The organism is Gimesia benthica (assembly GCF_009720525.1).
Taxonomy (GTDB): domain Bacteria; phylum Planctomycetota; class Planctomycetia; order Planctomycetales; family Planctomycetaceae; genus Gimesia; species Gimesia benthica.
In genome coordinates, this window is record NZ_CP043930.1 from 4546673 (window position 1) to 4573000 (window position 26328).

Here is a 26328-nt window from a genome sequence, read left to right on the forward strand (position 1 = left end):
TTGGAAACAGGCATGGAATTCACAGCCGATCTACAGTGAAGTGGAAATGAAACAGCAGTTCGTCAGGAACAGCTGCGAATGTTGCCTCTTGCCTGTCAACCCAGGAACTTCACGGGAATAATCTCTGCCCAGAAACAATACCCGACCAGACTGAGGGCACTCACCACAAACAGGTAGAAAGTTACTTTCTCCAGTTTAAGAATGGCTACCTCCGATAAGCCGGCCGGCAACCTCCCCGCAACTCTGAAGATCCCATACAGCGCGAACGTGATCGCCAGAATCAGCCAGGCATCTTTTCGGAACAGGGCGGCGAAATAGATCACAGCGACGCCGATGACGAAGAAGACGCCATACATCACGCGTGCGAACGGTTTGTCAGAACTCGAATGCGGAATCATGACAGACTTTCACGGAGTCGGGGCCTTAAATGCAGACAACAGCAACATCAATACTGTCATCATAAAGCAGAGTGGGCCAAATACCAGATGAAAGTAGATCTTCTTCCTGATGACCGCATCGACTTGCGCACGCTGTTTCCAGAAATGCGCGATACTCCCGTGAAATCCCCAGTTATAGATTTTAAAGCCAAATGCCTTCACCGGCTGCCAGCAGTTAGCCTGTTTCAACAGAATCAAGAGTCGAATACTTGAAGCACCGGCGATGAACAGCAAAACGAGAAAAACCGTTTGTAGAATTTCCAGGGAGATCATGTGACAACTCGCCGGCAGGAGGCATGTATCATGTCATCAGCGTTGACGAAATATGAGACTGGTTGTGACAGCCACTGTCTGATGCCACTCTGCTGTATTATAAAAGACAGCGTTGCTTCGACCAAGCAGAGAATCTGAAAACCATGATGCGCAGCGAGTATTGTGATACAAAGTCTATCTAAGCAGCAGCCGGCGTGCGTAATTGTGGATGAGTGGCCAGCAGCAGGGAGGCCGCCGATGCCGTCCAGACGGAGAACGAGAGCGGCCCTTCGGGGCCGGTGCCGAATGTCATGCACAACGCAAAGGTTAACAGTAACAGGCAACTGCTCAGGGCAACCGCGCGGAGCTGGATACCTGTAATCAGGCCAACCGCGTCGGTATGGAAATCATGCCGTCCGCATGTATGCGCGGGAACCGGAGCAGGTCCCAGGCATGGTCCTCGGCTTCGCCGCCTTCGATCAGAAGCAAATCAGAAAAGCCGTCCGCAACTGGGCCCAGGAATTCAACCAGCGCTGAGTGGCGCTGGTGAATGCGGTCACTCTGAGGGCAAACAAAAAAGTGCCAGGCTCCACACGGGAACCTGGCACCAGTTATTAAATCAGTTTCTTACTGCCGGCTGCTCTTTTTCGAGCCGGAAGATTCCTTCGCCCCCTTTGACGGTTTCGACGCAGTAGTACAGATTACCGTCTGCGTCTGTGCCGAAAGCCATCACGGGAACCGTGCTGGTGGAGAGACGCAGGTTCTTGGTCACTTCGCCTGCTTGCTCATCATATTTGAGCGCCCAGATTTTGCCCGAGACGAAGTCGGCGTAAACGTACATGCCGTCCAGTTCAGGCAGCTTCTTGCCGCGGTACACGGTACCGCCTGTGACAGAGCGACCGATACCATGATCGTATTCCCAGATCGGGGCAATCGGTTTCTCCTGCGCGGTCTCGGCGCTATTACCAAAGTTGTGTGTGCCTTCACGCACACTCCAACCATAGTTACCACCCTTTTTGATAATGTTGATCTCTTCCCACAGTTCTTGTCCGACCTCACCAGCGTAAAGCGTTCCGGTCTTGGGATCGAAATTCAGCCGCCAGACATTCCGCAGTCCGTAAGCGTAAATTTCCGGGCGGGCCTTGGCACGATCGACGAACGGGTTGTCCGCGGGGATCGCATAGTTTTTGCCGTCCTCCTGGTGATCGACGTCGATTCGCAAAATAGAACCGAGCAGGGTTTCCAGGTTCTGGCCGTTACCCAGCGGATCGTTCCCGGAACCGCCGTCACCCAGACCGATGTAGAGATATCCATCGGGGCCGAATTCAATCGAACCGCCGTTATGGTTTCCGAACGGCTGATCGATTTCCATGATCACGGTTTCGCTCTTCGGATCGGCCTTGTTAGGATCACTGGCGGAAACCTGGAAGCGGGAGATCTTCGATTTCCGCGGCATTCCTTCAGCCGTGTAGTAGACGAAGAACTGTCCGTTCCTGGCAAAGTCGGGATGGAACGCCAGGCCGAGCAGCCCCTCTTCGTTATTTTTCTTCCAGGGGGCGACTGCCTCGCGAATGTCGAGGAACAGCTTCGCCTGTTTAGGTGACTTGGGATCGATGGTGTGGATCATGCCCCGCTGAGTAGCGACGAAGAGGCGGTCGGTGCCATCACCGGCACTCTTGACGACCATGGGCCGTAGTGGAACAACCTTACCGGTCTCTTCATTGACGGCTTCCCAGCCTTCCCATTTCAGATCGGGAAACGCGGGAACCCCTTTGATTGCCAGTTCGCCATCACTTGGGTCCGGCGCGGAACCGTCGTCGGCAAGCTTCCGGATTTTAATGTTACGGAAGGAGACGAGGTCGTTATGGTCCTGCAGGCAGATGTGTCCTTTCTCTGCTTTGCCGAACTTCGGGAACTTGGAAAACTTGCTGTCAGCCACCCGTTTGTCCCAGTCGGCACTCCCTTTGTTGAAGCGGAAGTAGCGAATGCCGTTCATCACGACTTCGGAACGATCGGGGCCGATTCGCAGGAACAGGTTGTTCCACTCACCGGCCGGACGTGTGGCATCGGCTGGCTTACTTTTTTCCTCTTCGGTACCTGTCCGGGGAGGAGCCGGTTTGTACAACTGATAGAGCCACCCCGCTTTCTGAGGGTCGTGTCCGTCAACGTTATCCTGGATCTGCACTTCGGGACCGGTCCGCCAGGGAGTTTTTTCTTCTTCGGTGACGTGGAACATCAGTCCGCTGTTCCCCTCTGGGGAGATCTTGTAATCCAGTGAGAGTTCAAAGTACTTGAACTCATCATCAGTGATGATGTCGCCGGCCCCTTTTTCAGCGCGGGTCAGCACACCGTCCTTGACCTTCCAGCCATCACTGACGCTGTCTTTCTGATAATTTCTCCAGCCGTCGGTGGACTTGCCGTCAAACAGCAGCTTCCAGCCACTTTTCTTTTCCGCGGTGGAAAGTTTATTTGCGTCGTCAGAGTTTTCCGCCGCCGAGACTGTCGACAGTGACAGACAGGCAGACAACATGAGCGTCAGCTTGGTCTTTAAGTTTAGCATCACAGGTGCGCTTCCTTTATGAATCAGCAATTTAATGGAGGGAATGAAGTTGCAGAACTTCAGGCGAGAATGTTTGAGTTACCCCTGTTATCCAATATTTCACGGGCAGAATCAACAATAAACGGACGCCTGAGGCAGATTGGTAGCGTATTTCAGCATCGCAACAACAAGCTTCACAGCAGATCAGTATCGCAGGATATTTAATAAGTTGACCGTCCTGCTTAAAGTTGAAACCGAACCTTACCCTGTCGGGGGCAGAGGGTGTGGCAGGACCAGATCGTCGGGGCTTCCCGGCAGACTGCGACCGCAACGAGCCATCGCATAACCCACCATCTGCTCTGAGGTGAGCTCAGACCCGGGACGAAAGGCACCACCCGGATCCCGGAACAGCGACGCATCCCCGAACCATTCGTCGGGCCAGAATATCAGATCGCTGATGTTACTCTCAGGGAATTGAGTCTCTAGCCAGTTCAGATAGTAATCGGTTTCATGCTCTGACAGCTCGCCTGTCTTGAAGACATCAATCACGGCGCAGGCCTCTGAGAACTGCAATTCCTGATCTACCGTTGGCTCTGGATTCAAGGCGGTCAGCACGAAATCTTCTTCAGAAGTCGATTTCCAGTAGTTCAGGAAAGCATCTGTAGTATATCTGTGATTCGCATGCTGGTGCCATTGCTGCAGCAGAGCCTCTGCATCGCCTCCCGCCTCCAGTTCCTCTTCGATATCGGGTAACAACTCCAGCATGCGGGCTACCACGTTTTCGTCTACCGGTCTGATTTTCAGTCGATCAGGAATAGACATGATCACATCTTGTCCTTCGAAAAGAAACTGTCAGTCACGCCACGCAACAGGCAAACAATACAGAATTAATGGGGGATCCGACTGAGAAGACGGTTCCTGTTCCAGCCGGTCCAGCAGTTCCACTTCGACCAGGCATCTGAGTGTGCGGTAGACCGTGGACAGGGAAACCCGCCGCGGTGTAGCGACCTTGATCGATTCCGCGACATCAACGCCGGTAAAGCTTTCCCGCTGGCGGTACTGCTCATGGATGTGACGGACAATCAGCAGCCGTTCCCTGGTTGCCTTGAACAGGTTATGTTCGCGAATCCGGATGGCGAATTCTTCGAGGTAACTTCGATTGCGGCGGATCATGTTTCCACAGGCCTCTGGTACGATTGGGCTGTCTCAAGTATGTCCTGATATCAGACGGCTCTCAATCGTAGCGTGATCTGACGCGTGGTTCCAGCAGAAGCGACAATCGAATTCACGGTTATCTGGACTGGGGACGCTGTTGAGATGGCATGCCTTTGTGGGGCACTTTCATCAGGATATCCCCGGTGTCCGGCGCATAGGCTTTCACTTCGAAGGTCAGATTCCGTACCTGCTCGCTTTTAAAGCGGCGTTGGCAATCCTGATCGACGAGGTACAATTCGAGGTCGACAATCTTATGATCGACGACTGAGTAACGGGCTGTCAGATGCCCCTCACTCACGGGCCAGCCGGTTAATCGCTCCGTTTTTTTAGCAGAGGCGATCTGCAAAGGTAGATATTCTTTGAGCCCGGCCCGTTCCATGACCTGGATCGCTTCCTGGATATTCTGACCGACCCGGATCGCACGGGGAGTTTGACGGACGGCCTGTTTCTGTATGGCAAACAGTGTTGTGACCACCGAAAGTACAACAACCACAGCCGTCAGCAGAGTCGTTTTAAAGTTCATGACGGTTCCCCCATATTGATTTCAGAAACGCAAACAGGCCGGGACTTTGTAAAAAAGTCCCGGCCTGTTCGATGTTATTATTTTACGCCCCGCTTTAGTAGGTCGTTGCATTCTCTTTGGAGGCATAGTAGATGCAGAGCAGACTGTTGCGAATACCCGATTCCCCTTCCAGAGGTTCGCGGCCGTGCCAGCTCTTTTTACGAACTGAATTGATCACGGAAAATGCGAAAGCACTGTTTGGTTCGAACGGATACTGATTCACCTTTTCGAAGCCGCGAAATCCCTTGGGACGGTTGAGCAGAAACTTAGGTGACAGGTTGCGTTTGTAGATCATGGTTCCCAGGTCCAGCTGCGAGCGATCGCGGGGCAGGGCGATCTGAAACGTGACCAGTTTTTTACGGGTGTCAGGGTGAGGCGTAATGAAGTAGCCCGGCTTTTCCCGCATCAGGCTCAGACGGGGAAACGCTTCTACCTGGTTGACATCTTTGGGATCGATACCAAACCGGTAACCGATGCCTGCACTCAGACGATTAAAGACCGCCTTTTTCAGTTCGGGGGCATTCAACGCATTCCGGATGCCGGTCCAGAGTGTGTGACGGCTGTCAGTCAGGTTCGCGTCGATGTTCTCCGCAGACAGCTGAAATTCAAAACGATTCGATTCCCCGTTTTCCATGATATGCCGCTTCCCCATGGTGGTGTAAACGGAATCTTCCGGCAGCAGATCAATCAGATCGGCATAGACGTCCTGCGGGAAAATATCGCGAACGCTGATGTGGGGATAAGGATCTTCACACGGATCGACTGCACTTAAGCGGTTGATCATATGCGATAACACGTGCTGGGTAATCTGTGAACTGGCGGACGGGGATGCAAGCTCCATCGGTGACTCTGCTTTCTGACGCTGATCCAGAAGGACCAGTAGTATTGTGGGTTTAACACGATCAGATCCGGGAGTAGAGAGCAGTCCGGTGAATGCAGACCAGAGATCGATTTAAAAATCGCCTCCAGGGAAGGTGAATCCATTCACTGTGTCGTTACAGAATCAACTGGAACGAGCGCTCGCCATCGGGGACTGACTTGAATCAGGGCCGCGATATTAAGTCATTTGCCCAAAATCACAAATAGCAATTCCTCACAAAATGAGACAAACAGGTCGAGAGGATTCGGGGTCTTGGATTCAGATTGCAAAAGAGCCTTGAAACAGGCTTCAAAAGGGAAATATCAAACCCTTTTTATGGGACGCGTGAGTCCATTCACTGAAAGATTCAGTCGTCAGACTGGGGCGGCTCTGTTGTCATCTTCTTACAGAGAAAGATCCGCTCCTGTCCGGTGGGGAAATCTCCCAGGTTTCCAAACGGAGCATAACCCAGTTGCGTGTAAAACGCGGGGGCCTGAAAAGTGAAGGTATCGACCCAGGCTGCGTGGCACTTTCTGTCGCGGGCGATCCGTTCCGCCTCGAGCACCAGCTGGCGTCCCAGCCCCTGTCCCCGCAAATCCGCTTCGACTGCCAGCGTCTGAATATACAGCCATTCCCAGAGCGTGAACCCAACCAGTCCCGCGACCAGCTTTCCTTCCTGCTCAATTTTGAGTTTCAGTGGTTTCGGCGCGTAGGGAAATCCCGTTGTCTCAGCATTCGCAGACAGGATCCGGCTGACCTCGGTTTCAATCGACTCGGCATGGGCTTCTCTGATTTGCGCATCCATGGTCAGACCTTCTTGTTCAGGACTCAAACAAAATATCGTTCATTTCCCGAGCATGGTATCAGATCAAGGCACATTACAGTATCGAGAATTCTCGCTGGATTCGGAGACCCCTTATTGTCCCAGACGGAATTGGCCTGGGTCATCCAACCCTGGTTCAACTCGCGTTACGGCGGTCGAGATGTTTTTTCAGTAACCGGGAATTACGGCGGTTCGATTTAAAGAACACATCAAAAATATCGCCAGCGACTGGAATCGAACCCAGCAGAAAGTCCAGACCCGTATTCCCGACCATCCGGGCCAGCACCCAGTTGGAAGCGCCGAGTTGCTTTGCCTGGTAGATCAGATAACCCGATAAAACCGTGGAGATCATATCGCCCAGCCCTGGCACAATGCCGATGATCGAGTCCCAGCCAACGCGGATACTGGTCCCCGGGATGGTAAACGAATCGTCGAGCAGACGGGTCAGCTTTTCAAACCGGGCAAAACGATCGACGCGTTCCGCGCGATATGCACCCTGATCGACGGACGGAGGGAAAAGATATTCGGCCAGGGAACGGTTCTGTTTTATTTTCTGAATCATGGGACTCGCCTTTCAGTTCGGTAAGTCGTGTTATGATGGAGTAAGAGACGGAGTTAACTTTTATAGGACAGATTCTTTGGTTCATTTCGGTGATAGATTTTCTCTGCAGTCACCAGTACGGCTCCGGGTGCTGGTTTCGGGCCGTCACCAAATTCGATGGACCAGCTTTGAGTGAATTCGGCTCCCAGTAAAATGATCAGGGACGAGTAATAGACCCAGATCAGGATCCCGATCATGGATGTCGCTGCACTTCCCCAACTGGAACCCGCCTCAGAGAATTGCAGATACCAGGCAATGCCACTTTTACCAATCGTGAATAGTATAGCTGTCACTGCCGCTCCCATGAATACATCTCGCCACCTGATATTCGCGTCGGGCAGGACTTTAAAAGTCGCAGCAAACAAGAGTGTCGCCAGACCCAGCGTCAGCAGAGTATTCACAATCATGACTGCAGACAGGATTCCCACATCCAGATATCCGTAGTCCAGCCAGCGCGTAAATTCATCGACAAAGGTGGTCAGCACCAGTGAGATCAACAACAACAGACCGACAACGATCAGAAACGCCAGTGAGATCAATCGTTTTTTGATAAAAGCCATGATGCCACCCTGTTCCGGATCCGGTTCGACATTCCAGGCTTTATTCAACGCGGACTGCAACTGGGCCAGCATACCGCTGGCTGAAAAAATCAGTACGGCAGCTCCCAGAAGTCGGGACCACAGGGGCCGCTCAGGTGTCTGACCTGACTGTACACGCTCCGCAACACTGGTCAGGTCGAATCCTGCAGAAGTATCAGCGTCATCCTCCGCTTCTACACTCTGTTCGACAGGGAGTCCCAACTGGGAATTGATCACTGAAGAGACTTGTTCCGCAGACCAGAATTGTGTGGTCAAAGCGAAGACGATTGCCAGCAGAGGCGGCAGCGAAAAAATGGTGTAGTACGCAATCGCAGCGCCGCTGGACATGCATTCGTCGTCAAGGAAGTCAGAACCGGCTCGTTTCAGAACATTACGTAATTTTTGATAATCCATGGGTCATCGCTCCTGTATGAGATACGGAGGTACGTCTCTTATCAATCGCAATTCATATGCCAGAGTTTTTGAGGTGGTGTTTTAGTGAAAATGATACTGAACATGGGTGTCTCAGCCTGCGGTCTGGTCTGTGGGCTGCCAGTGGCGTATATGCCCTGATCTTGGTTTAAGCCACGATCAGGGGCGTCAGTCTTTGAGAGCCGGTCCCCCCAGAGAGGTTGTTGTGGCTTAAGTTGAAGAAAAGGAAAGCAAGCATCGATGAATCATCTGTGCTCTATACGTTTCTTCTATATTCTGCGAGCGTTATCATGAAATACATGCGATTGATTTGATTTGTTTCCAGGTTCAGTTGAACATCTCCCCGATCAGAGGAACTTCCATGGTCCGTCTGCTGCAACGTGTTTGCTGTTTCAGTGTCGTGCTGCTCATCACTCTTGGTAGCTGGACTCCAGACCTCACCGCAGCCGAGCGTCCATGGAATGTGGTTTTCTTTCTCGTCGACGATCTCGGCTGGACCGATCTGGCCTGTTATGGCAGTGACTACTATCAGACGCCGAATATCGATCGTCTCGCTTCAGAAGGGATGAAGTTCACGCAGAACTATGCGGCCTGCAATGCCTGTTCGCCGACCCGCGGTGCCCTGATGACCGGTATGTATCCCGCCCGCACTCACCTGACCGACTGGATTCCCGGCTGGGCGAAGCAGTACCGCGACTTTCCACTCAAACCACCCGAGTGGCAGCAGCACCTCGCACAGAAATACACAACGCTTCCTGAAGCGTTACACGGGGCCGGGTACAAAACTCTGCACGTCGGCAAATGGCATCTCGGCGGGCCAGGCAACCTGCCAGAAGATCACGGCTTTGATGTCAACATCAGCGGCACGAACCGGGGGTTGCCCCGCAGCTATCACTTTCCCTACGGCGGTGATGCATTAAAGTGGGACAGTCGACTGACCGAGGAACAGCGCGCGGGACGTTATCTCACCGATCGGCTCACCGACGAGGCGGTGACACTCATCCGTGAGCAGCAGGATAATCCCTTCTTCCTCTACTTTGCCTTCTATTCGGTACATGCGCCGATTCAGGGGCGACCCGACCTGGTGCAGAAATTCAAAGAACGGCCTCGAGGTGCACATCATCATAACCCCGAGTATGCAGCCATGGTCCACTCCGTCGATACTGCCGTCGGTCGTGTCCGCGCTCAACTGGAACAGAGTGGCATCGCAGATCGCACGTTGATCGTCTTCACTTCTGACAATGGCGGCGTCTGTCGCAAGACCAGCAGCAACCTTCCCCTGCGTGGTGAAAAAGGCCAGCACTGGGAAGGGGGAACCCGTGTGCCTGCGATCGTCCTCTGGCCTGGTGTCACTCGTCCCGGGTCAGTCTGCCAGACTCCCACGATCACGATGGACTTCTATCCCACCATTCTTGAAATCACTGGCGTTCAGGGAAACACCGCCCACAACCAAAACGTGGATGGCATCTCGCTGGTTCCCGTTCTCAAAGACCCGCAGGCTGCACTCAACCGCGATGCTCTCTTCTGGCACTACCCGCATTACAACGTCTTTATCGGAGTCCCTTACAGTGCCGTCCGTGTTGGCGATCATAAGCTGATCCATTACTACGAAGACGATCGCAACGAACTCTACAATCTGACTGAAGATCTGGGCGAAACGCGGGATCTGTCAGCCGAACAGCCTGAGTTGACCGCTCGCCTCAACCAGCGGCTGCAGACTCACCTCAAACAGGTGGGAGCTCAGATGCCTGTTCCAAATCCGACTTTCAAAGTGAACCGTCAGTAAATCGCGGTTAGCCCGTACATCGGGAAAATCCCTATTGGAAAGCAGTGGTTCTGCTGCTTGACCACTCGATATGTGTAACTGATAATAATCGGAAGTTTTGGTGTGATTTATCGCTACCCGCCAGGCTCTGAAGTCGCCATGGAATGCGGTTTGCCTATGCTGCGGTGCACTTTTCATGAGGCCATTCTGACACCTGAGGATTAACTGCCATGCGTTTCCAGCGATTCGTATTTGCGTTGTTGTTTCTCCTGTTTATTCCTACTCTTGCTCTGGCGCAGGCGCCTCGGAATGTCTTTGAATGGACACCCGAAAAAGTACTCCAGTATGCCTGGTTATCGGAACGCGACCACCTGGCTGCGAATGTCTATGTGCATTCGCCTGAGCGTGGTTATGTTCAGACTGGCCGGGGGAATTACTGCCTGCCCAATATCGATTTCGTCATTCCCGTTGAGACAACTGAACTCCGCATCGAACGTCTCTATGCCAGTGATTCCCAATTTCGCGGTCGCTTTGGCTTGGGATGGCACAGCAGTCTTGATGCCGCGTTGAGCGTGGGAAAAAATAATATCACGACGGTCAGTGTCGGTGGTGTCCCCTACCGGTTTCAGACCGATCCTGCGAATCCCGGTATTTTTAAGCCGCTGCAGTCTTCCACAGCCAACTTGACGAAAGTCGCTGATGGGTCATCTCTTTTCAGCACTGCAGAAGGTACATGGAATTTTAACGCGGGCGGACAGCTCAGAAGCTGGCAGAAACTGGGGACGACCTTCTCTTTCCAATACCAGGGGCAACTGCTGACCCAGATTCTTGCTGGCAATAAGCCGATATTCCAGGTCAAAAGTAATTCGCAAGGGATGGTTGAGCAATTGACTGACAATACCGGTCGCACCTCACAGTACCAATATGATTCTGCAGGGCATCTCCAACAGGTGAATCACTTCGATCGCACCTCCGAGAGCTATCGCTTTAATACGGCCGGCCAGCTCTCTGAAGTACGATTCCGCAACGGCAGTCGGCTCGCTCTGGCCTGGGACTCACAGGGGCATCTGCTGGAACTGAAGGGGCCTGGCCTGAAACGCTCCTCGTTTGCGTTTCGTCAGTCAAAGACCAGCCGTGAAATGGTCGTGACTCTTCCGGGAGAAGTAACACCCCCGCAAATCACAGAGCCCGCGCAACCGGAGCCTGTTCCAGCGATCCCTGAGCCTCCGCGTTCACTGCCCGAACCGAGCCCTGTTCCGGAACCTGTCGCACAGCCGCAGCTGGAAGAGACGAAAGAAGAAACGATATTTTACAACGCGAATGATCAAGGCGTTTTACCGCAGCCCACCCGGTCAACAGAGTTCACACTGAAAACGCCGATCCGACTTACCTATATGATGAATTATCATTGGACTCAGAATAACGAAGGAACTCCAGGTACCATTGCGCTGAAACACGAGAATGGCACCACGTATGGCCCCTGGCAGACTCACGCCGCCCGTAACGGAGGACATGTCAATAATGCTATCTGGGAGTGTATGCCCGATGTATTGCTGATCAAGGGGACCTATACGGTACTCGACAGTCAGCCGGAAACCTGGGCACAAAATCAGGGAACCGGCGGGAGAGGGATTACCGAAATTCGCGGTATTAAACTCAAGGCAACGCGACTGGTACCAGCGACCGATCCGAACGGAATATTTTATCAGCATGGTGAAAATGACTATCGCTTCCGGTTACCTCCCGGCTGGCATGTGGAAGAAAACAGACGGAATACAGTCGCTGATGAGACCTTCGATACGGTAGTCAACCGGGATCGTTCGTTAGTTCTCATCTGCTGGAAAGGACACGAAGCGGTTACAGACGCCCAGGCGGCACTCAAGCAGTTCGTCAAAGAGAAGGAACAGGAAGTTAAACAGAATCCGCAGATCGCCCCCACTGTGGGGTCGCGTTTCTATCAACTCGTCAGTGCCCCTGCAGCACGCGTTGGCTATTACCTGCCCGGACGTAAAAGTGCCGTCTTCCGCATCTCATTTGTCACAAACAACAGGCGACATGTGATTAACGTCATCAAAACGGGATCGGCCCGTCTGGATGAACCTTCTCCCGAGCTGGCAACACTGTTTAACTCAATCGAGTTTGATCACAAGCAACAGGTCAAGCCAGCACCTCCAGTGTCACCACAGCCATCTCCTCCCGCAGTGGACCCGGTACCACAGCCAGATCTGACTCCCCCGCCGGTTTCACCAGCCCCACCCACTCAACCACCGGCCTTGGCCGCAGCTACGCTCACCTGGAAATTTAATGACCAGAATCAATCAGTGGAGATCATCGACTTCGAAGACAATGTTTCTAAGAAGTATTACGATTCTGCTGGTCGTCTTGTTCGACATGTCCGTCCTGATCAGTCACAGATGACATTCGCTTACGACCCACAGGGCCGGCTCATCAGCAAAACCCGTTTTGATCAGACCCGGGAACAATACTCCTATGACGGGCAGAGCGATCGCCTGGCATCTGTTTCTGGTCAACTGGGGAAAGTTGATATTCGTTATAATTCCCAAGGCCTGATCCAGGAATTCATTGACGCCCATGGCGTCAGTTCTCGATATGACTATGATGCTCGGAATAATCTCACCGGCATCCAGAATTCTGATGGAGAATCGGTGGCCTTTGCGTATGACAACCAGGGGGACCTGCAGCAAATGACCTTCGATGGAACAGAGACGCTGCAGTTACTGACCTCCGACAAGGGGCTTAAGAAAACACTTCGTGAACCGAATGGTGCTACGGAATCTCTGGAATTCACTACGCGGGGGCAGTTGCGTCGTCAGACAGACGCCCTGGGGCAGACCACTTCCTTTCAGTATGGTCCAGGGGGGCAGATGACATCCCATACCAATGCCCTGGGACAGACCACGCGCTATGCCCATGATAGTGCTGGTAACCTTCGTGTTGTCAGCTATCCGGGTGAACGAGGCAAGCTGCTGTTCAGCTATAACCGGGCAGGGCAGCCTGAATCCATGACTCTGCCGGGAGGTCAGAAATACCTGTTCGAGTTCAATCCGGTTGGTCGGATGACGAAAGCCACCGATCCGCTGGGGCGCAGTTTCGGCTATGAATTTAACCAGCTGCAGCAGCTCTCGAAAATGAGCTTCCCGGACGGCACTTCTCGTAATCTGGTCTATGATGCCGCTGGTCGGCTGGTCTCGGATCAACGGAGCAGCGACCCCGCTGTCAAGTATCGCTATGACGAACGTGATCGTCTGGTTGAGATGACCTCCGGTTCAGGGGCCCTGCGTTATGAATACGATGCTGATGACCAACTGGTGCGGGTTGTCGATCTCTGGTCAGGTCAATTGACGGCCCTCCGCTACGATCAGCGCGGTCGACTGATTGAACTCAATGATTCCTTCCACGGGCAAATCAGCTACCAGTACGATGCTTCCGGCCGTTTGATTGCAGTACAGAATTCCGAGGGGCAGCAGGCTGAATTTGCTTATAAAGATACGGAGCTGCCCACCGAACTTCGCCAGATCGGCGGGGAAACGGTTCGCTTTGAATATGATCTCGCCGGGCAGCTAAAGCGGGAAGATTCCACGGTTACTGGAATCAGACGCTATGACTATGATGCTTTGAATCGTCCAAAAGAAATCATCTCTCCCACTCGAGGCGCCAGGCGCTATGAATACGATATCGCCGGGAATCTGTCACTGGTACAGACAGGCCAGAGCGAATATCGCTATGAATACGACACGGCGGACAACCTCAAGGTCATTTATTCCCCGGGAGGAGGACAGACCCGCTTTGAATACGACGATGTCGGTCGCGTCTTAAGCCGAACCAATGCCCTGGGGCAGCGTCGCCAGTATCGCTGGAACACCGCCGACCAACTGGAAGAACTGACACGCGAAGACGGAAAACGGCTTTCATACAAATATGATAAGACCAGGCAACCGGTGGAGATCAAAGATGGAGAAACCGTGATTCGCTCCCATGAATACAATTCGCAGGGGTTGCCTGTCACCAGTGCTGTCAAAGATCAGACTTATCGCAATCTATATGATCGCGGGGGCAAACTGCTCGAAGTGCGAAATGATACGCAACACACTGCGGTTGGCTACACCTACGGAAACGGCGAGCGTGTTTCATCGGTTCTGTTACCGGAAGGGAAATCGATCAATTATCGCTACGATCAGAAGGCCCGGCTGACCGGCGTGTCTGGTCCTTCAGGGGCAGAGGTTGGCATTGAATATGACGAGTTCGGTAGACGCCAGGCTTTAATCACAGGTCAGTCAGCCCGCATCGAATACGCCTATCATCCCAATGGGCTGTTACAACGAATTGAATGCAGACAGAATAGCGGCAAGGTGATCTACCAGGCCACCTATGATTATGACTCCGCTGGCCGCATCATTCGGGCGGTCCTGCAGGGTAACACCTTTTCTTATGCCTATGATAACCAGGGACGACTGAGTGAAACCGTTTATCCTGATGGGCGACGCGAATCATATGAGTATGATCTGGCTGGTAATCTGAAAAAACGGGATAGCCATGAACGCAAATTTAACGCTCTCAATCAACTGCTGAGTACGGGGGAGACTTCCCTGCAGTACAGCACTACAGGCAACCTCATCAGTCGCGCCAACCAGCAGGGCACAACCCGCTATGATTATGATGCGCTCGATTTGCTGCAACGCGTCGATCTGCAGGGCAGCAAATCCATCGAGTATGCTTACGATCCCGATGGTCTGCTCGCCTCGCGAAGTGAAGGTGGTCAGGCCAGACAGTTCCTGCAGGACCGGAAAAATATTGTCGGTGAACTGATTGACGGCAAACTGGACCGCGTTTATCTCAACGGAGAGAACCTGGATCAACGGTTCGGCCAGGTGATTGGCAAGGAACAATACTATTTCATCACCGCTCCCGATCAATCCGTACTCGCATTGATCAACCAGCAGGGAGAGCTGGTCAATAGCTATAACTATTCCCCTTATGGTGAAGTCAACGTTATCGAGGAGCAGGTTCCCAATCGTTTCTATGCCAAGGGACGCTATTTAGATCGAGAGACCGGTCTCTACCACTACCGCAGCCGTTGGTATGATGCCGCTTTGTCTCTCTTTATTTCTGCGGATACAGAGTCAGGCACACTCGAAGATCCAATCACTCAAAATGCCTATCTCTACCTGAACGGTGAACCTGTCAACCAATTTGACCCGGAAGGCACGACAGGTATTCCGGCCCCAGGTTCGGCTGGAGCCATCTGGTTGGAAAATTTACCATCTCAACCCTTTAATCCGACACCTCCACCCGTGGTCATGCCCAAGATGCCGGTCAATCAGTGGATACCCCCCGGGATGAGACATCCATTCGAGCAGATGGAAGCGGCGCGTCAGGCTGCGAGGGCGGCGCCTGTCGAATCGGGAGGGACGGCTGCGATGAACGCAGAACAGCAGGCAGCATTCCAGTCTCTGAAATCGTCGGGCCTCCCCAGCCGGATGACCAGATTCGGCAAGTTGCGAATTCTCGGCAGTAAGGCGGCTCCCTGGTTGGGACGCGGACTGATTATCTATGGAGTCTACAACAGCGCAAAAAACATCTATACCGCTAAAGATAGAGTCGATCAGACCAAAAGAGAAGTCAGTGTCTGGGGAGCAGTCTGGCTCGGTGCTAAGCTGGGTGGTGCCTGGGGGGCCACTGCCGGGGGGATCGGTGCAGTGCCCGGTTCCATCATTGGTGCCATCACTGGTTATCTCGGTTCCAAACTGGTGACCGACCCTGAGATTCTGTTTGATGATGATCCCCCCCTGACAGGCGTGAATCTGATTTATTCCATTCCCATTCAGAGTAAAGAAGGTGAGAAGCCTAAAACGGTCTTAATGGAATTCATGTTGACCGGTGAAGAGCAGAAGATGGCAGCCAAAGTCACCCTGCACCTGCCTCTGAATGCGGAAGAGAGAGCCGATTTCAAGAAACACTTTGGTCTCGACAGTAAGCTCACATTCTTTGCTGAAAAAGGAGAAGATGGATCGTATGTGATCGCCGACGAACGATTGAAAGAAATTGTCAGTAAGTTCTACAAAGCAGTCACTTCAATGGCAGTCGCCATGGGTATGGGGTTTGCCGAAGGTTTTAAGGGATTCGGTGGTATTGCTCCTGGAGCAGGTGGAAGGCCATCTAAAGAAGAGAGTCAAAAGAAAATTGAGGAGACTATCGCTGGGATACGCGTGACGGTTCATGAAGCCGAGATCTGGATCAAACCTGGCCAAAAGGGAGTTACCGGAGATATCAGGCTGGATGTCGAAGTGGAAATCCCCGGCCAGAAGGGGTCGCGTAAGTCGGTAGATGGAACATTCGCTGGAAAAATTGCGATTCCTAAATAGACACCTGACAGGCATTTCCAACTGAAGTCGCGGGATCAAATAATCTCGCGACTTTTTTTAAGTCCTTACCAGAAAAATGGTTATTCTGTCGGGATGATTTCGTTTCCCGATTTTTCAAAAAATACAGTAACATACCCCCTGTATTACCGCTCTGTCTTTTAGATGGAAGGACAGCGGGCCTGTGTTTGTCCCCCAATACAAATTGCTGTCACATTACTGCAAAGGAGTATGAGCGACCATGTGTAATAACTGTAACCTGAATATTGATGCCGAGCGGACAGACGAGTTCGGGCAGAAACTGCTGCAGATCGTCAATCACAGCGGACTCTCCTTCATGATTTCCATCGGGCACCGCGCTCGACTGTTTGACATCATGAGCGAAATGGAACATGCCACCAGCAGTCAGATCGCCGAACAGTCAGGCCTGAATGAACGCTATGTGCGCGAATGGCTGGGGGCCATGGTGACCGGAGGCATTGTGGAGTACGATTCGGTGCTGAAGACGTACTTCCTGCCGGCAGAACATGCGGCCCTCTTGACGCGGGCTGCCGGCTCTAACAATTTCGCGACGACGATGCAGTGGTTCTCGGTGCTGGGGAGTGTCGAAGATCAAATCGTCGACTGCTTCCGGGAAGGGGGCGGGGTACCCTATTCCGAATTTGCCCGCTTCCATGAAGTGATGGCGGAGGAGAGTTATAACTCGGTGGTCTGCGGACTCTTCGAGCATATTCTGCCCCTCGTCCCCGGACTGGAGGAAAAACTGCAGACTGGTATCGAAGTACTGGACATCGGTTGTGGCAGCGGGATGGCACTGATCGAAATGGCAACCGCATTTCCGAACAGCCGCTTCTCTGGCTATGACATCTCGGAAGAATCAATTGGCCGGGCGCAGGCCTCTGCGGCGGAACGCGGCTTGACGAATATCACCTTTCGAGTGCAGGACGTGGCCCGCATGGACCAGCCGGAAACCTTTGATCTGATTACTGCTTTCGATGTAATTCACGATCAGGCCCAGCCAGCAGTGGTACTCAGCCAGGTCAATGCTTCACTGAAACCGGGAGGCACTTTCCTGATGCAGGATATCGCCGCTTCGAGCAATGTAGAACAGAACATCAGCAATCCGCTGGGGCCCATGTTCTATACGATCTCTACTATGCACTGCATGACCGTTTCGCTTGCCCAGGGGGGCGCAGGGCTCGGAACCTGCTGGGGGAAAGAGCTCGCCTGCGAGATGCTCCAGACCGCCGGCTTTGAGAAAGTGGATGTACAGGAATTGCCCCATGATATCATGAATTATTTCTATACGACCACCAAGGCAGCCTGAGCCTTTTGAGCCAGTGATGTGTCCTCTCCGACAGCAGAACTGATGATGTTTCTGCTGTCGGTTTTTTATGGCACTTCCCTGAATCCGTTGATTTAACTGAGCTTAAAGTAATCCAGCCAACAAAATGGACATAAAGATACGCTTTGGTTTGGATCTGTAACGGTTATGACTATAATTCCGACAGGGGAAGTCGCTTGAGTACATTCTCATGGAAATTCTCAAGAAACACGCAAGAATGTGCTATTTCAAGGCTTTCCCTGTGGTGAATTTGGTGTAAAAATGCCGATTATAAGGAATAATTCTATTTCATTGGGTTTGCCGTTTGATGGAGCGATGGTGAACGGTCAATGAGGAATATATGGAAGTCTGAAGCCGAACTTCATTCCCTGACGGGGATTGAATCGATTTCGCTTGCCAGACGGAATGATTCATCAAATTGTGAAATCAAGTGTGAAATACTCCTGCGTCTTTCCCTCCTCATCAGGGTCATGCTCAACCGGGCCCGTGTCATGTCTGAGAGACCACTTCGCGTTTTCCCTGGTTTCATTCATTCAGTGATGGACAGTCTGGTTTTTGCGTTATCAGAAACAGGGCCAGACCAGAGGAACGGACATCCCTGAGACGGGCTGCTGTCGAATAGACAGGCTGCTGTCAGGAATAAAAACGCAGCAAAAACTAACAATACAATTTTCTTTCAACTGAAACAGTCTGAACTGGCAACAGAACAGACTGCCAGGGAGTAACAATCAGAATGGCGACCACAGACGTGCCTGGTGCTAACGGCAAAATCAGCGAACAACTGGATGCTGTTGTTATCCGTTTTTGTGGAGATAGTGGAGACGGGATGCAGCTGGCTGGCACGCAGTTTACCAACGTGTCAGCCGTCTTCGGTAATGATGTCAGCACATTGCCGGATTTCCCCGCAGAAATTCGCGCACCCGCCGGTACGCTCGGTGGCGTGAGTGGTTTCCAGATCTGCTTCTCCAGTTCCGACATCTACACGCCGGGCGATGAAGTCGACACCCTGGTTGCCATGAACCCCGCTGCTCTCAAGACGAACGTTGCCGACCTCAAGCGGGGCGGAACCCTGATCGTTAACGAAGATGCGTTCGAGAAGAGCAATCTCTCCAAAGCCGGCTACGAGAGCAACCCGCTGGACGATGAAGAAGCACTCGCTGCCTACCAGGTCCAGAAAGTGCCAATGACCAGCCTCACTCGTGACGCTGTCGCGGAACTGGGACTGTCACCTCGTGAAGCAGAACGTTGCAAAAACTTCTTCGCCATGGGCCTGGTCTACTGGCTCTACCAGCGGGATGCGACACCGACCGAAGAATGGGTCAAGAGCAAGTTTGCCAAGAAACCCGAACTGGTTGAAGCAAACCTCAAGGCACTGCATGCCGGCTATAACTTCGGAATAACCACCGAAGCGATGACCGTGCACTATCGCGTTGATCCTGCGGAACTGCCACCAGGTAAATATCGCAAAGTCACCGGTAATGAAGCGATCGCCTTCGGTTTCGTCACCGCAGCCACTCTGGCCGGTAAGAAGCTGTTTTACGGCGGTTACCCGATTACACCTGCCAGCGATATTCTGCACGAGCTGTCCAAACTGAAAAACTTCAACGTGGTCACCTTCCAGGCGGAAGACGAAATCGCCGCCATCACCAGTGTGGTGGGAGCCTCCTATGCCGGCGACCTGGCGATTACCGCCAGCAGTGGTCCCGGGATTGCCCTCAAAGGGGAAGGCATGGGACTGGGCGCCATCATGGAGCTGCCAATGGTCATCGTAGATGTCCAGCGCGGCGGACCCAGTACTGGTCTGCCAACCAAAACAGAGCAGTCCGACCTTTATATGTGCATGTTCGGACGTAACGGCGACTGCCCGCTGCCTCTGGTTGCTCCTGCTTCTCCCGCAGACTGCTTCCACATGGCACAGGAAGCGATGCGGATTGCTGTGGAATTCATGACCCCCGTCATGCTGCTCAGCGACGGTTACATCGCCAACGGTGCCGAACCCTGGCAGATTCCGGAAATGTCCTCGCTTAAGCCGATCAAAGTCTCACACGAGAAGAGACAGAAGGATGGCGAGCAGTTCATGCCATACCTGCGGGATGAAAAGAAGGCCCGTCCCTGGGTTGTGCCCGGCACTCCCGGTTGTGAACACCGCGTGGGCGGCCTGGAAAAATCGGATGTCACTGGTAACGTCGATTACTCTCCGCAGAACCATCAGTACATGACGACTCTGCGAGCCAATAAAATCGCCGGCATCGCCGACTTCATTCCCGAACAGGAAGTCGAAGGCCCGGAATCTGGCGAACTGCTTGTGATCAGTTGGGGCGGAACTTACGGTGCTGTCCGTACCGCCGTCAAACATTCGATCAAAGAAGGACTTTCGGTGGCACACGCTCACCTGCGGTATCTGAATCCGTTCCCCAAAAATCTGGGCGACGTGATCAAGAACTACAAGAAGGTCCTGATTCCGGAACTCAATACCGGGCAGTTGCGAATGATCATTCGCGGCACCTATCTGGCAGACGCCGTTGGTTTGAACAAGGTCCAGGGGAAACCGTTCCTGATCAGCGAAGTCAAGCAGAAGATCAGAGAAGTGATCGAAGACAAATAAACCATCGTTTTCACAGACCAACAGCTAAACTATTTTAGAAACGATTGATTGCGTTTAAGGATAATAAAATGAGTGTAGACACCTCGCTACCTGTCCTCTCGCCAAAAGATTTTGCCAGTGACCAGGAAATCCGCTGGTGCCCCCGCTGCGGCGACTATTCCATTCTCGCCCAGATGAAAAAAGTTCTGCCCACCCTGGGAATTCCCAAGGAAAAATTTGTATTCGTGTCCGGTATCGGCTGCTCCAGCCGGTTCCCGTACTACATGGATACCTACGGCATGCACAGTATTCACGGTCGTGCACCGGCAGTCGCGACAGGCGTAAAACTCGCCAACCCCGATCTGCAGGTCTGGGTGATTACCGGTGATGGCGATTCGCTCTCCATCGGCGGGAACCACTTCATGCACGTCCTGCGGCGGAATGTGGATGTCAAAGTTATTCTGTTCAACAACCAGATTTATGGTCTGACCAAAGGACAATACTCACCGACCAGCCCCACGGGTACTAAAACTAAAAGTACGCCGTTCGGTTCGGTGGACCGTCCGCTGAACCCGCTGTCCGTCGCCATCGGCGCACGTGCTACCTTCGCAGCCCGCTCGGTCGATGTCGATATCAAGCACCTCTGTAACGTGCTCGAACGGGCTGCCAACCACAAGGGAACCGCCTTCGTCGAGGTCTACCAGGACTGTAACGTCTTCAACAGCGGTGCCTTTGCATTTGCCTCGAAGAAGGGCGAAAAGGAAGAAAACGTTATTTACCTCGAACACGGCAAGCCGCTGATTTTCGGTAAAGATCGTGACAAAGGGATTCGGCTCAACAGCCATGATCAGCCCGAAGTCGTCGAACTGGGTAAAGGCATTACCGAAGACGATCTGCTGTTCCACGACGAAAAATCGGAAGACATGAATCTCGCATTCCTGCTGGCCAGCATGCGATATCCGGAAATGCCCGAACCCATGGGCGTCTTCCGTTGTGTCGAACATCCGACCTATAACGAAGCCGTCTACGATCAGGTTAAATCCGCTACTGAACGTAACGGAGAAGGAAACCTGGAAGCCCTGTTCAATACCGGGGATACCTGGACCGTGTAAACGGCTCGCATCATTCCATCAAAAAAGGCGTTACAGTTTCTGCTGTAACGCCTTTTTCATTGAGTGAATTATTTCTGACGTCTAGTCCGACGTTTTCTCTTCGCCGAAAGAGAGTCGCATCTGGCGATTCTCGTTGGGATTCAGCTCTTTGAACAGCAGGCTGGGTTGAATGCCTTTGTTGTTCTGGTACTTGTCACTGTTGTATTCGACGATCTCGCCTTCCACTGTGTGGTAAATAATCTGGCAGATCGGAATGCCTGCATAAATACGGACCGGCTGAGCCACGGTAATTTCCAGAGTCCAGTAGCCACAGAATCCGATGTCGCCTACCCCGGCGGTGGCGTGAACAGAAATTCCCAGTCGTCCGATGGAAGAGCGGCCCTCCAGCAGAGGGGCCAGGTTGTGAGTTTCAGTCCGTTCGACGGTTCGTCCCAGATAGAGTTGCCCGGGGTAAAGAACCATCCCTTCTTCCGGGATGACATATTTCCCCAGCCGGTTCGGACGGGCCATGTCCAGCACGATTTCCTCGTAGACCATCAACTCATTGTGGAGACAGAGGTTATAGCTGTTGGGATTCAGATACTTTGCATTATACGGCTCAATGACAATATCAGTTCCCAGGCGTTTTTCGATTTCTTTCCCGGTCAGGATCATCGGCGACTCATTATTGTGAAGGTTGAAGGAAGACTTCGCATACTGGAACCATAAACCGCGGCGAACAGGCTTTCAACAGTTCGGGCGGACGTTTTCAGAATCGGGAACAAGTCGTTAACCAACAGGCAATTACTGGTCGAGGGGTTTTAAACCGATCCGCGGACAGATTTTCAGCAGAGCACATTCCCGGCAGCGCGGCTTGCGGGCGACACAGGTTGCCCGACCGTGCAAAATGACCCGATGCGAAAAGGCGATCCATTCCTTCTTCGGCAGGACCTCCATCAGATCCCGCTCGATGATCTCCGGGTTCTTGCTTGTCGTCAGTCCGAAGAGATTACAGATCCGTTTCACATGCGTATCAACGACCACGCCGCTGGGAATATCAAAGGCCGTTCCCAGAACCACGTTGGCGGTCTTGCGGCCGACGCCGGGCAGTGCGACCAGTTCTTTGAGCGTCTTCGGGACTTCCCCCTCGTGATCGTCCATCAAAGCCTGGGCCATCTTGCGGATGTTTGTCGCTTTCGCGCGGAAAAAGCCCAGCGGGTACACGATCTTTTCTACATCAGCCTGCTTGCTGGTCGCAAGTTTCGCAGCCGTGGGATATTTTTTGAACAAGGTCGGCGTCGTGGCATTCACGCGTTCGTCGGTGCACTGTGCTGAGAGGATCGTGGCGACCAGCAGTTGAAACGGTGAATCGTGAATCAGGGCACACTCGGGTTCAGGGAACAGGCGAGCCAGTCCGCGCGCGATTTTGCGGGCATGTTTCTTTTTATCATCAAGTGAGTCGGCATAACTGGAACCTGACACAACGGGTTTCGTTTTTTTGGCCATATTCTGAATGACATTTCCCAAACTGGAGTGCTACTCTGAGTGACATCGCTGGTTTTCACCGGCGAGCATGTGAACTGGTCTCAGTATGGGAGACCCCGGATTCTTTTTCAATGAATCGACAGGAATTAGCAGATGGTATCTGATTCGGAAATGATTGAGCAGCGGCTGGAAGCCAGCGCAGGTGTTGTACCGGTTTTGAGTCTGGAGAACACGGTTCTGCTGCCCCACTCGCTGCAGTTATTGAGAATCACTGCCCCCCTCGATTGCCAACTCGTCTCGGATGTGCTCGCTTCCGGATCTCTCATCGCCATCGATTCGCAACAGGTCTGCTCCCGTACCGGATCAATTCTCTCTATCGGAACAGACATTCGTCCCGTCTGTCTGGCTTCGATCGTTTCACCAGCTCAGCTGGAAGCGGGGCACTATTCGCTGCTGGTTCAGGGGCATTGTCGAGCGCGTTCCGTCACGCTGCTCAATACGGATACGCCTTATCGCACCGCGCTGTTGGATCTCAAACCCGATTACTATCCCGAGGAACCGGTGATTCACCGGGAGCATCGTCAACTGGAACTGATCGAACATTTCTCGCGGATCTTTACCGATCACATTTCTGAACCCACATACTTTCATCAACTGCATCGCGATATTGAGCTGGGCATTCTCTGTGACACGCTCGCTGGCTCGCTGCCGCTCGAATCTCCACTGCAGCAACTGATCCTGGCAGAACAGGATGTCGATCAGCGGAGCGATTTACTGCTGAGTTTTCTGAAGAGCATTGTTCGCCAGCAGCAGCGCGATCCCGCCGCCGCGATCCCTTCCAACGGATTCAGCTTGAACTGAAGTGCTCATACATTCCTGTGTGCCTTCCCGGATAAGCAAAATTGCTTGTGACTTCTGACTCTCTCGCCTAAGATAAAGTCAACTGTTTGATTCTTTATCCCCAGTCTCTTCTCCGGGAATCGGCTTCGATGAAATTGCGCTTCACAAACTTCTGGCAGGTGATCTGTGTCTGTCTGCTGCTCGCTGGGTTACTGACCAACCAGATACAGGCTGCCGAGAACAGTCGCCCCAATATTCTGTTCTGTATCGCCGATGACGCCTCTTATCCGCACATGGGCGCGTATGGTTGTTCCTGGGTCAAGACGCCCGCCTTCGACCGGGTGGCTCGCGAAGGTCTGCTCTTTACGAACGCATATACGCCGAATGCCAAGTGTGCTCCTTCGCGTGCCTGCATCCTGACTGGACGCAATTCCTGGCAACTCAAAGAGGCCGGCAATCACATGGCGTTCTTTCCGCCGGAATTCAAAACTTATGTTGAAGCCCTGGCAGAGCACGGCTATGTCGTCGGTAAAACAGCGAAAGGCTGGGCACCAGGTGTCGCCGTCGATGCACAAGGCAAACGCCGAAACCTGGCCGGTCCCGCCTTTAACAGCAAAAAACTCAAACCGCCTGCTACAGGCATTTCGTCCATCGACTATGCCGGGAACTTCGGTGAATTTCTCCAGACCTGTCCCGAACAGAAATCCTGGTGTTTCTGGTACGGCGGTTTCGAACCGCATCGACGTTATGAATACGGCTCGGGGGCGAAGAACGCCGGCAAGAAAATTGCAGACATCGATCGCGTTCCCGCTTACTGGCCCGATAACGAAGTCATTCGCAACGACATGCTCGACTATGCGTACGAAATCGAACACTTCGATCAGCACCTGGGGCGCATGTTGAAAATGCTGGAAGAGCGGGGTGAACTGGACAATACCCTGATCGTGGTGACTGCGGATAACGGAATGCCTTTTCCTCGCATCAAGGGACAGGAATACGAACTCTCCAACCATCTTCCCCTGGCCATCATGTGGCCGGATGGCATTAAAGCCCCGGGACGCGTCATCAAGGATTACGTGAGTTTCATCGACTTCGCGCCCACGTTCATCGAAGTTGCCGGGCTCAAATGGAACCAGACCGGAATGCAGCCTGCAACCGGTCAGAGCCTGACCGATATTTTTCAGTCTACCAAATCGGGGCAGGTCAATCCGGACCGCGACCATGTTCTCATCGGCAAAGAACGCCACGATATCGGCCGCCCTCATGATCAGGGATACCCGATCCGTGGTATCGTCAAAGGGGGGATGCTTTACCTGCACAATTACGAAACAGGACGCTGGCCCGCCGGCAATCCCGAGACCGGTTACCTGAATTGTGATGGCAGCCCGACGAAGACAGTCATCCTGGATCTCCGTCGCGACGGCAGTCAACAGCAGTTCTGGGAGCTTGCGTTCGGGAAACGGCCGTCCGAAGAACTGTTCGCGATCGACAGCGATCAGGAGTGTATGACGAACCTGGCAGAAACGCTGGAATATCAGAAAGTCAAACAGGCCCTGAAACAACAGCTGGAAGCAGAACTCAAAGCGCAACAGGATCCGCGGATGACAGGCAAGGGGGGCGTCTTCGAAGCTTATCAGTATTCCGATCCCCGCACGCGGAATTTCTACGAACGTTACATGGGGGGAGAACCGCTCAAAGCGGGCTGGGTTAACAAGACGGACTTTGAAGCTGCTCCGCTCGACTGAAGTGTGACACGGATTTATTCGTCATCCTGTTGGGAACTGAAGTAGCCGGCCGAGGACTGAAAGTACTTCTCACGTCGGCGCTGGGAGTCGGCAGACAGATTCGAGAGACCCGCTTTCAGATCTTCCAGGTTCGCATTGCAGTAGCGACAACCGGTCTGTTGCAGATGGAATTCAACGAAACTCTGGAATTCCGGCGGCAGGGTTTCCAGTAGATAGCCCCCCAGTTGACTCCGGGTCGGGCAGCTCAAACGGTTCCGTCTCCAGATCTCGCCGACAGAATGCACTCCTTCGTCGCGCTGTCGCGCAAGTTCCGCCAGCCGGACCCGTAATCGGTCTGATTGACGGAGTGCCGCCTCGATCTGAGACATCAGGTCTGTCGACAGACTTTCATCCAGATATGACAGTAGTTCCTGATCGGTGAAGCTGCTTTCAGTCATGCTGCGTCCCAGGGGGAAGAGTACGGGAGAATTCTGAACCACAGTTTCATTATGGACGAATGAATTCTTGCTTTAAAGACTAGTCGGATAAACAGTTGTGATTTTGACCAGAAAGAGCAAACCGTTAATTTCTGAAGAAAGCTGCCTGAGGGGAAGCAGGTATTTTACAGAATAAGTAGGTCGTCGGCCGGCTTTTCCAGTGCACAAACGGGTTTCTACAGCTCAAATGGTTGTGGCTGGAAGGCTTGCTCGTTAGCATACCGGAAGAAAATTGACGCGCTTAAGTTGCGCCTGGTGGCGCCTGAATGCTGTCACAGCTCCATTCTCTGATTGTCAGATCAGGTAACACCCTTCTTTC

Annotated in this window: 20 protein-coding genes; 7 read left to right on the forward strand and 13 right to left on the reverse strand. The window is 52.9% G+C overall.

Features of this window, described 5'->3' with window-relative positions; genetic code table 11:
* Positions 1 to 95: 95 nt before the first annotated feature.
* From F1728_RS17640 to F1728_RS17685, 10 genes are all read right to left on the reverse strand, one after another.
* Positions 96 to 398, reverse strand: coding sequence for a hypothetical protein (locus tag F1728_RS17640; RefSeq protein WP_155365198.1), 303 nt, complete (start codon positions 396 to 398; stop codon positions 96 to 98).
* Positions 399 to 407: 9 nt separating this feature from the next.
* Positions 408 to 710 carry a hypothetical protein gene (locus F1728_RS17645; protein ID WP_155365199.1) on the reverse strand — a complete coding sequence of 101 codons (303 nt, stop codon included), beginning with the start codon at positions 708 to 710 and terminating at the stop codon, positions 408 to 410.
* Between the two features lie 598 nt (positions 711 to 1308).
* Positions 1309 to 3249 carry a PQQ-dependent sugar dehydrogenase gene (locus F1728_RS17650; RefSeq protein WP_155365200.1) on the reverse strand — a complete coding sequence of 647 codons (1941 nt, stop codon included), beginning with the start codon at positions 3247 to 3249 and terminating at the stop codon, positions 1309 to 1311.
* 240 nt (positions 3250 to 3489) lie between these two features.
* Entirely contained in the window at positions 3490 to 4050 is a 561-nt protein-coding gene (locus F1728_RS17655) for a hypothetical protein (protein WP_155365201.1), read from the reverse strand.
* A 30-nt stretch (positions 4051 to 4080) separates the two neighbouring features.
* Entirely contained in the window at positions 4081 to 4401 is a 321-nt protein-coding gene (locus F1728_RS17660) for a transcriptional repressor (protein ID WP_155365202.1), read from the reverse strand.
* A gap of 118 nt (positions 4402 to 4519) precedes the next feature.
* Positions 4520 to 4966, reverse strand: coding sequence for a hypothetical protein (locus tag F1728_RS17665; protein ID WP_155365203.1), 447 nt, complete (start codon positions 4964 to 4966; stop codon positions 4520 to 4522).
* Positions 4967 to 5060: 94 nt separating this feature from the next.
* On the reverse strand, positions 5061 to 5846 hold the full coding sequence (locus F1728_RS17670; protein ID WP_145044484.1) for a hypothetical protein: 786 nt from the start codon (positions 5844 to 5846) through the stop codon (positions 5061 to 5063).
* A gap of 385 nt (positions 5847 to 6231) precedes the next feature.
* Positions 6232 to 6669 (reverse strand): GNAT family N-acetyltransferase, encoded by a 438-nt coding sequence (locus F1728_RS17675; RefSeq protein ID WP_155365204.1) that lies wholly within the window; start codon positions 6667 to 6669, stop codon positions 6232 to 6234.
* Positions 6670 to 6823: 154 nt separating this feature from the next.
* Positions 6824 to 7249, reverse strand: coding sequence for a DUF4112 domain-containing protein (locus tag F1728_RS17680; RefSeq protein ID WP_155365205.1), 426 nt, complete (start codon positions 7247 to 7249; stop codon positions 6824 to 6826).
* Positions 7250 to 7302: 53 nt separating this feature from the next.
* Positions 7303 to 8280, reverse strand: a complete 978-nt coding sequence (locus tag F1728_RS17685) for a YihY/virulence factor BrkB family protein (RefSeq protein WP_155365206.1) — start codon at positions 8278 to 8280, stop codon at positions 7303 to 7305.
* A gap of 379 nt (positions 8281 to 8659) precedes the next feature.
* Here F1728_RS17685 and F1728_RS17690 point away from each other — a divergent pair, with 379 nt between their 5' ends.
* The 5 genes from F1728_RS17690 to F1728_RS17710 all read left to right on the forward strand — a co-directional run bounded on the left by F1728_RS17690 (position 8660) and on the right by F1728_RS17710 (position 21484).
* Complete coding sequence (locus tag F1728_RS17690; RefSeq protein ID WP_155365207.1) at positions 8660 to 10084, forward strand: sulfatase; 1425 nt, start codon at positions 8660 to 8662, stop codon at positions 10082 to 10084.
* 209 nt (positions 10085 to 10293) lie between these two features.
* Positions 10294 to 16446, forward strand: coding sequence for an RHS repeat-associated core domain-containing protein (locus F1728_RS17695; RefSeq protein WP_155365208.1), 6153 nt, complete (start codon positions 10294 to 10296; stop codon positions 16444 to 16446).
* 238 nt (positions 16447 to 16684) lie between these two features.
* Entirely contained in the window at positions 16685 to 17770 is a 1086-nt protein-coding gene (locus F1728_RS17700) for a class I SAM-dependent methyltransferase (protein WP_155365209.1), read from the forward strand.
* A 751-nt stretch (positions 17771 to 18521) separates the two neighbouring features.
* Positions 18522 to 20393 (forward strand): 2-oxoacid:acceptor oxidoreductase subunit alpha, encoded by a 1872-nt coding sequence (locus tag F1728_RS17705; protein ID WP_155365210.1) that lies wholly within the window; start codon positions 18522 to 18524, stop codon positions 20391 to 20393.
* A gap of 68 nt (positions 20394 to 20461) precedes the next feature.
* A complete protein-coding gene (locus F1728_RS17710; RefSeq protein ID WP_145191877.1) occupies positions 20462 to 21484 on the forward strand; it encodes a 2-oxoacid:ferredoxin oxidoreductase subunit beta in 1023 nt (340 codons plus the stop codon).
* 81 nt (positions 21485 to 21565) lie between these two features.
* On the opposite strand, the gene dcd is transcribed toward F1728_RS17710, so the two are convergent.
* Entirely contained in the window at positions 21566 to 22138 is a 573-nt protein-coding gene (dcd, locus tag F1728_RS17715; RefSeq protein ID WP_155365211.1) for a dCTP deaminase, read from the reverse strand.
* Between the two features lie 129 nt (positions 22139 to 22267).
* Positions 22268 to 22945, reverse strand: a complete 678-nt coding sequence (gene nth / locus F1728_RS17720) for an endonuclease III (RefSeq protein WP_155365212.1) — start codon at positions 22943 to 22945, stop codon at positions 22268 to 22270.
* 156 nt (positions 22946 to 23101) lie between these two features.
* On the opposite strand from nth, the gene F1728_RS17725 reads away from it, so the two are divergent.
* Both F1728_RS17725 and F1728_RS17730 read left to right on the forward strand, forming a co-directional pair.
* Positions 23102 to 23809: an LON peptidase substrate-binding domain-containing protein gene (locus F1728_RS17725; protein ID WP_155365213.1), complete on the forward strand. Its 708-nt coding sequence runs from the start codon at positions 23102 to 23104 to the stop codon at positions 23807 to 23809.
* Positions 23810 to 23937: 128 nt separating this feature from the next.
* Positions 23938 to 25533, forward strand: coding sequence for a sulfatase family protein (locus F1728_RS17730; RefSeq protein ID WP_155365214.1), 1596 nt, complete (start codon positions 23938 to 23940; stop codon positions 25531 to 25533).
* Between the two features lie 14 nt (positions 25534 to 25547).
* On the opposite strand, the gene F1728_RS17735 is transcribed toward F1728_RS17730, so the two are convergent.
* Positions 25548 to 26012, reverse strand: a complete 465-nt coding sequence (locus F1728_RS17735; protein WP_228030220.1) for an anti-sigma factor — start codon at positions 26010 to 26012, stop codon at positions 25548 to 25550.
* Positions 26013 to 26328: the final 316 nt, after the last annotated feature.

Excerpts from the sequence above, each read along its gene's own strand:
- F1728_RS17640 (WP_155365198.1), bottom strand. The coding sequence starts at position 398 with ATGATTCCGCATTCGAGTTCTGACAAACCGTTCGCACGCGTGATGTAT.
- F1728_RS17645 (WP_155365199.1), bottom strand. The coding sequence starts at position 710 with ATGATCTCCCTGGAAATTCTACAAACGGTTTTTCTCGTTTTGCTGTTC.
- F1728_RS17650 (WP_155365200.1), bottom strand. The coding sequence starts at position 3,249 with ATGCTAAACTTAAAGACCAAGCTGACGCTCATGTTGTCTGCCTGTCTG.
- F1728_RS17655 (WP_155365201.1), bottom strand. The coding sequence starts at position 4,050 with ATGTCTATTCCTGATCGACTGAAAATCAGACCGGTAGACGAAAACGTG.
- F1728_RS17660 (WP_155365202.1), bottom strand. The coding sequence starts at position 4,401 with ATGATCCGCCGCAATCGAAGTTACCTCGAAGAATTCGCCATCCGGATT.
- F1728_RS17665 (WP_155365203.1), bottom strand. The coding sequence starts at position 4,966 with ATGAACTTTAAAACGACTCTGCTGACGGCTGTGGTTGTTGTACTTTCG.
- F1728_RS17670 (WP_145044484.1), bottom strand. The coding sequence starts at position 5,846 with ATGGAGCTTGCATCCCCGTCCGCCAGTTCACAGATTACCCAGCACGTG.
- F1728_RS17675 (WP_155365204.1), bottom strand. The coding sequence starts at position 6,669 with ATGGATGCGCAAATCAGAGAAGCCCATGCCGAGTCGATTGAAACCGAG.
- F1728_RS17680 (WP_155365205.1), bottom strand. The coding sequence starts at position 7,249 with ATGATTCAGAAAATAAAACAGAACCGTTCCCTGGCCGAATATCTTTTC.
- F1728_RS17685 (WP_155365206.1), bottom strand. The coding sequence starts at position 8,280 with ATGGATTATCAAAAATTACGTAATGTTCTGAAACGAGCCGGTTCTGAC.
- F1728_RS17690 (WP_155365207.1), top strand. The coding sequence starts at position 8,660 with ATGGTCCGTCTGCTGCAACGTGTTTGCTGTTTCAGTGTCGTGCTGCTC.
- F1728_RS17695 (WP_155365208.1), top strand. The coding sequence starts at position 10,294 with ATGCGTTTCCAGCGATTCGTATTTGCGTTGTTGTTTCTCCTGTTTATT.
- F1728_RS17700 (WP_155365209.1), top strand. The coding sequence starts at position 16,685 with ATGTGTAATAACTGTAACCTGAATATTGATGCCGAGCGGACAGACGAG.
- F1728_RS17705 (WP_155365210.1), top strand. The coding sequence starts at position 18,522 with ATGGCGACCACAGACGTGCCTGGTGCTAACGGCAAAATCAGCGAACAA.
- F1728_RS17710 (WP_145191877.1), top strand. The coding sequence starts at position 20,462 with ATGAGTGTAGACACCTCGCTACCTGTCCTCTCGCCAAAAGATTTTGCC.
- dcd (WP_155365211.1), bottom strand. The coding sequence starts at position 22,138 with ATGATCCTGACCGGGAAAGAAATCGAAAAACGCCTGGGAACTGATATT.
- F1728_RS17725 (WP_155365213.1), top strand. The coding sequence starts at position 23,102 with ATGGTATCTGATTCGGAAATGATTGAGCAGCGGCTGGAAGCCAGCGCA.
- F1728_RS17730 (WP_155365214.1), top strand. The coding sequence starts at position 23,938 with ATGAAATTGCGCTTCACAAACTTCTGGCAGGTGATCTGTGTCTGTCTG.